The organism is Moorena sp. SIO2C4 (assembly GCF_010672485.1).
Lineage (GTDB): Bacteria > Cyanobacteriota > Cyanobacteriia > Cyanobacteriales > Coleofasciculaceae > Moorena > Moorena producens.
This window is the reverse complement of the sequence record NZ_JAAHGN010000465.1, coordinates 1-5,649: the sequence shown is the minus strand read 5'-3', so window position 1 is coordinate 5,649 and position 5,649 is coordinate 1. Positions and strand designations below refer to the sequence as shown.

Genomic DNA, 5,649 nt, shown 5'->3' with positions numbered 1-5,649 from the left:
TCTTCACCGCCTACACTGGCAAAGACCATTGGCAAGTTCTGCTCCAAGCTAGAGCCATAGAAAACACCTGCTATGTCATTGCCCCAGCCCAAACTGGTCGTCACTATGCCATGCGCTACACCCATGGTCATGCTATGATAGTAGACCCTTGGGGGGTAATCTTGGCAGATGCTGGAGACACACCAGGAGTTGCGATCGCAGAAATTGACCCAGACCGCCTCCAACAAGTCCGCCAACAGATGCCTTGTCTAGAACACAGAGTGTTTGTTTGATTAGTTCTTAGTTATCTTATTAGCTATCAGTCTTAATTAACCTGAGTTCTGGATCAAGTTAGTAATCTCGAACTCAGGTCATCACTAAGAACTAACTACTAATGAGTAGCAACAGGCACAGCAGATTCAGACCAACGCCCTACGGCTTTGCCGATTACCGCCATTTCTTTCACCAACTCATCAAACCGATTCGGTGTCAAAGATTGTGGTCCATCAGATAGGGCTTTAGCGGGGTTGGGGTGAACTTCTATCATCAACGAGTCAGTTCCAGCTGCGATCGCTGCTTTTGCCATAGCTGGAACATAATCCGACTTCCCTGTGCCGTGACTGGGGTCAATCATAATCGGCAAGTGAGTTAGGAGCCGTAAGACTGGCACTACTGAAAGATCTAGGGTATTCCGGCTGTATTTACGGTCAAATGTCCGAATTCCCCGTTCACAAAGAATCACATTAGAATTGCCCGCTGCTAGGATATATTCAGCAGCCATCAACCACTCATCAATAGTTGCTGACATCCCCCGCTTCAGGAGTACTGGCTTATCTTGAGCCCCCACTTTTTTCAGTAGGGCAAAATTCTGCATGTTACGGGCACCCACTTGCAGAACATCTGCTACCATACCAATTTTATCCACATCAGCCGTGTCCATCACTTCAGTAATGATGCCCAACCCAGTTTCTTCCCGTGCCTTGGCTAGCAAATCCAAGGCACTTTCTCCATGACCCTGGAACGAATAGGGGGATGTCCGGGGTTTGTAGGCACCTCCCCGCAGGAACTTGGCTCCTGATGCCTTAACCCGCCGTGCTGTTTCCACGATCATCTCCTCGTTTTCCACCGAGCACGGACCGGCAACAATTACCAAGGGATGGTGTTCACCGAACACAACAGGTCCATTCGGCGTTGGCACTAATACCTCACTGGCTTCCCCATGACGATACTCACGGCTAGCCCGTTTAAACGGTTGCTCTACCCGCAGTACCTGTTCTATCCACGGACTAATTTCCTGAATTTGTAGGGGGTCTAAAGAAGCGGTGTCACCGACTAGACCCAACACCACTTTATGCTTACCAACAATTTTTTCTGGAGTCAGCCCCCATTGGCTAAATTCCTGGCTCAGGCGAGTCACCTCGACTTCTGGAGAGCCTACCTTCATTACTACTATCATAAAAAAATCCTCGTGAGTTTATAAACCCCGCGTCTAATGACCGGGGATGAGAAACGAGCCGAGTGACATACTCCCACACGCTTATCAGAGATTACAGTGTGGGCTTCTTGCCAACTCCACCCAACGGTATCGGGCTTTGCCCGACGCTACGCGAACGGATACTTGGCAAGCTTGATTGACGACACGGGATGCCCCTCCGCACCGGAACAATACAAAAAGTTCTATTGTATTTAGTAGGTGGCGGTTAGCTCTTAATTTTGATTACCCTACTAAACAAACATAATTCTAAGGCTGAAACCCAAGATTTCCCTTAGAGTGTCTAATACAACTAGATTCTCAACAGCTTAGGGATTTTAGCCCCACTCAGGGAATTTGGGTGGGAGATGGTCGAGTTACTCCCTTTTACTCCCTTTGCTGTTGACAGAGTGCTTTAATTATTCTACAGAACACTTTCTTGCTCTAGATATGCCTTTTTGGCTTATATTAATGTTTAACTAGTCGCGATATCTGTTTTAAGCAAAATTTTGAGGGAACTCCCTGTCTACAATCTTTGATTTAGGCGGAAGAACGCAAAAATATAACTAATTAATATAATAATATGTTAATTACCATAACAAATTACTTACCCAGGTTAGTTAGGAAGCACTTTTGGGCTTCCTACCTGGTAAACTTATCCCCAAACTGAGATCATAGGATTCCCAAAGGGTTAACTCTTTGTCTTAGCAGCACGCCATGCTGATGTCAATCTGCCTAGGTTAGTGGTGAACTCTTGCCAACCAAAAAAAGTTCCTGGTATATCTTCCTCCCACGAAGCAGAAAGAACACCATAGCTCAACCCCAACACACCTAGACCAAAGCATCCCATACTCACCAGAATCACTGCCACATGGGGTAACTCTACCCCAACCTGTGTGATCAATAAATAGCTAACCACAAATGTAACTATCCCTAAGAAACTGGGAATACCACACATTAGACCCATCCGACGCACCATCCTTTTACTGACCACATCGGGGATTGCCATTGAGTCATTTGAGGCTGCCGTTGGCTGATCTTGCTTCTTATTTTGCTTCTTATCTTGCTTGACAGTAGTTTGACTGGGTTTTTCCTTTGGAGTAGTTTGGGGATTTGTTGATGAATTTTGGGCTTTAGGGTTCTTTTTGCGCTTTTGACGTGGTTCAAAAGGCAATCGCTCCCGTGACGGTTCAGTAGACATACACTCTTTTACACTAGGGTCTATTCAACTAGGGTCTAACCCCGAATACCTAAGCGCTCAATCAATTTTTGATACCGTTGTTGATCGTCTTGACGAATATAGCTAAGTAAGCGCTTGCGGCGACCGATCATCTTTAATAATCCCCGTCTAGACGAGTAATCTTTTTTGTGGCTTTGTAGATGGAGACTCAATGTATTGATACGCTCAGTCAGGATAGCCACTTGCACCTCTGCCGAACCAGTGTCAGTTTCATGGACCTGGTAGCCATTAATAATTTCAGTTTTACGTTCTTGAGTTAGACTCATTGATAAAGTTTAATTAGTATAAGTCAACAGTTTTCTATTCTATCACCATCAAGAAGGGATTCAATTCCCAGAGGCTGGGGGATTGTTATGATTAGCTGAGCGCCGCCTATCTAACCACTGTTGTAGGATAATAGCAGCAGCGTGACGGTCAATCAGTCCTTTATTTTGGGTAAGCGATCGCTTACTCGCCTTGAGTCGCGATTCAGCCTCCCAAGAGGTAAGCCGTTCATCGATATACTCTACCGGCAGCTGGAGTGCTGCTGCTAATCGCGTCGCCAATTTTTGCACCTTTCGTGCCTGGAAACCCAGAGTCCCATCCATCGAATAAGGCAAACCTACCACCAGTAGCTGCACTTCTCTGGTTTCAACTAACTCTCGCAGTTGGTCAACATCCCTTTGAAATGAGGTACGATCAATAGTAGTTAAACCAGTAGCAATCAAACCCGTCCCATCACAACCAGCCACACCAATACGTTTGCTTCCCAAATCCAATCCCAGTGCTGAAATTCTTTCCATAACTTAAGCTCCTATCTTATAAATTTACAGTCACAGAGCTAATTTTGGAAATGGCACATTAGGTATGAAGCTTTCTTACATTAGCTATAACCCAACTTGGAATCTCTAACTACTTCTGTGGTGAAGATTTAACCGACACCGTCTCCTCTTGAGAGACTACACTCTTAGACTGGGAAACCCCAATAGAGACCTTTTTACCCTTAGCACGGTGTTTCTTCGATGGGGATTGTGACCAGGATATGCGGCTGGGGATTGGGGTTCGGGCTGGCTGTAGCCCCTGAAGCACATCCGATAACTCAAAAGTTACAGACTTGGTTTCTCGCAACTTATGCCAGACAGAACGGGACATCAGCAGAGTATGCTCAATCCGTTCTGCTCCCAGCTGAGCTAGATACTCTTCCTGCTCAGCTTGATAGTCAGCCGTTGCCAGATGTAGGGATTGGGAAGGCAGTTTTTGGGCAATCCGTGCTATTTGAGACAGTAACTCTGGATATAGGTAATTGTAGGCTGGATGAACTGTTAACTCAGCTGAGTTGGTACGGTTACCATCACGGCACAGTCGCAGCCGAAAATAGCCAACGGCGACTTTACGCTGTGGTTCAAATACATAGGCACTGATCACTTCAGTATGATTTAGCCACTGCCACAGTGAATCAATGATTTTCCGTGACATACTGGTTTGAAAATCCTGGATATGGCGGTCAAAAACCTTACGCACTATTGGTGGCATTGATGCCGTATCCAGCTGATAGAGCAACTGAGCATCTGCGTTACTGACAGGCAACAGGTTCGGCAAATCTGGTTCACGAACCGCCAATTTTTCCAGCAGTGTTGGCTCAATCGCCCAATAGGTCATCTGAGCTAGGGGTTGGAATCCGTTTTGCCGATAAAGAGCCAGTGAACTTTTATGATTGATATTGACTTCCAATAACCAAGTTCGCGCTTGCCAAATTTTTTCAAAGCAATGGCGCAACAGAGCCGAGCCAATGTCTCGAGTTGCCAGGGTGTTACTCACTAGAGAATTGTTGGCATCAACTAACACCTGCTCCACCCGCCAAGTACTACGGGTGTGATTAAATGGGGAAATTTTGATCAGTCCGCACAGCTTTTGGAGTTGCTCAGCCACATACATACAAAAGCTGTACTGATAGGGGTTGGGAAACCAACTCAAAAACTTCAGCAACCAATACCAGCGTCTAACGTGTTTAAGTGGCTGTTGGTCAACTGATGGGCAGATCTTACTCTGCCCATCAGTTGCCTGTTGCAGTAGCTTCTCAATTGCTGCCAAATCATGGTATTGAAATGGGCGGATCAAGTTCTTCGGGTTTTCCGAGACAGGTGAAGTCATTTTGGGTACGGATGCCATGAAGCTGCTCGCTCTGTTTGACCCATGTTCTTGCGCTGTAACCTACATTTGCAAGACTAGGGTTACTGCCAATATATTAGCTATTTTCCCATCATCCCAGTTGTGACAAGACATATGAGTAATATTAAGTTGTGTTCATGGGGTTTAATCAACCACTGGGAGTGTTGAGTGTTAATCGTTAAGGGTCGGTCAAGGGTGAACACTCAACATAGTCTCAACATAGGTAAGCTATCAGCTATCAGCGTGTCGCGTATCAGCTATCAGCCTGTGGCCACACTACTTGAGGAGTACACCGCAATTGAATCAAATAACCTGACCGCTGACTGCTGACCGCTGACTGCTGACTGCTTACCAACATAGTCTCAAGGTAGTATAGGCATGCCCTTATCTAGCGCTTAGTCTTGTAAGGCTTAGTCTTCATCCATTATATTCCCTTTGTCTACCCGTTCTAACTGCCACAGAATTTGATTACCTTCACGCCTGACCCTTGAGACAACCCAGTTGCGCCAAGACCAGTGGTTACCCCGACTAGTGACAGCGCTGGCGTTCACATCCATTAAATCGGCCAGTTCAGAACTACTAATCAGGTAGCCTTGGCTGGCAATTTCATCCGCGATGTGTAGAGTTTCTACCAGATTACGCAGTTGAGCAACTCTCACCTCGCGGGGTAATTCGTCAGTAGTACTAACAGAAGAAGAAATAGCTGATTCCATAATTAAAACAGAAGATATATATCGATGAGGTAGAAATGCTCGATTATATAGTTTACCGAAAGCTCTGAGGGCTCATCCCCATAACGATAAGTTAGGGA

General features: G+C 45.8%; 9 protein-coding genes. 3 read left to right on the top strand and 6 right to left on the bottom strand.

What is annotated here, in order from left to right; all coding sequences use genetic code 11:
* Nucleotides 1-272 (top strand): nitrilase-related carbon-nitrogen hydrolase (locus F6K20_RS22080; RefSeq protein WP_287296025.1); only part of this gene is annotated, 272 nt, incomplete at its 5' end.
* Nucleotides 273-370: 98 nt separating this feature from the next.
* Here the strand turns inward: F6K20_RS22080 and aroF are convergent.
* Nucleotides 371-1,435: a 3-deoxy-7-phosphoheptulonate synthase gene (aroF, locus tag F6K20_RS22075; protein WP_044494869.1), complete on the bottom strand. Its 1,065-nt coding sequence runs from the start codon at nt 1,433-1,435 to the stop codon at nt 371-373.
* 46 nt (nt 1,436-1,481) lie between these two features.
* Here aroF and F6K20_RS22070 point away from each other — a divergent pair, with 46 nt between their 5' ends.
* Nucleotides 1,482-1,610 (top strand): hypothetical protein, encoded by a 129-nt coding sequence (locus F6K20_RS22070; RefSeq protein WP_287249585.1) that lies wholly within the window; start codon nt 1,482-1,484, stop codon nt 1,608-1,610.
* Nucleotides 1,611-2,141: 531 nt separating this feature from the next.
* Here F6K20_RS22070 and F6K20_RS22065 read toward each other — a convergent pair.
* From F6K20_RS22065 to F6K20_RS22050, 4 genes are all read right to left on the bottom strand, one after another.
* The gene (locus F6K20_RS22065) at nt 2,142-2,651 is read right to left on the bottom strand and encodes a PAM68 family protein (RefSeq protein WP_008188495.1); all 510 of its coding nucleotides are present in this window, start codon (nt 2,649-2,651) and stop codon (nt 2,142-2,144) included.
* A gap of 35 nt (nt 2,652-2,686) precedes the next feature.
* Nucleotides 2,687-2,956, bottom strand: coding sequence for a 30S ribosomal protein S15 (gene rpsO / locus F6K20_RS22060; protein WP_008188496.1), 270 nt, complete (start codon nt 2,954-2,956; stop codon nt 2,687-2,689).
* Nucleotides 2,957-3,016: 60 nt separating this feature from the next.
* Nucleotides 3,017-3,472 carry a Holliday junction resolvase RuvX gene (ruvX, locus tag F6K20_RS22055; RefSeq protein ID WP_008188497.1) on the bottom strand — a complete coding sequence of 152 codons (456 nt, stop codon included), beginning with the start codon at nt 3,470-3,472 and terminating at the stop codon, nt 3,017-3,019.
* A gap of 109 nt (nt 3,473-3,581) precedes the next feature.
* Complete coding sequence (locus F6K20_RS22050; protein ID WP_044494888.1) at nt 3,582-4,820, bottom strand: GNAT family N-acetyltransferase; 1,239 nt, start codon at nt 4,818-4,820, stop codon at nt 3,582-3,584.
* Between the two features lie 213 nt (nt 4,821-5,033).
* On the opposite strand from F6K20_RS22050, the gene F6K20_RS22045 reads away from it, so the two are divergent.
* Nucleotides 5,034-5,168, top strand: coding sequence for a hypothetical protein (locus F6K20_RS22045; RefSeq protein ID WP_287249577.1), 135 nt, complete (start codon nt 5,034-5,036; stop codon nt 5,166-5,168).
* 80 nt (nt 5,169-5,248) lie between these two features.
* On the opposite strand, the gene F6K20_RS22040 is transcribed toward F6K20_RS22045, so the two are convergent.
* A complete protein-coding gene (locus tag F6K20_RS22040) occupies nt 5,249-5,551 on the bottom strand; it encodes a hypothetical protein (protein ID WP_008188499.1) in 303 nt (100 codons plus the stop codon).
* Nucleotides 5,552-5,649 lie beyond the last annotated feature (98 nt).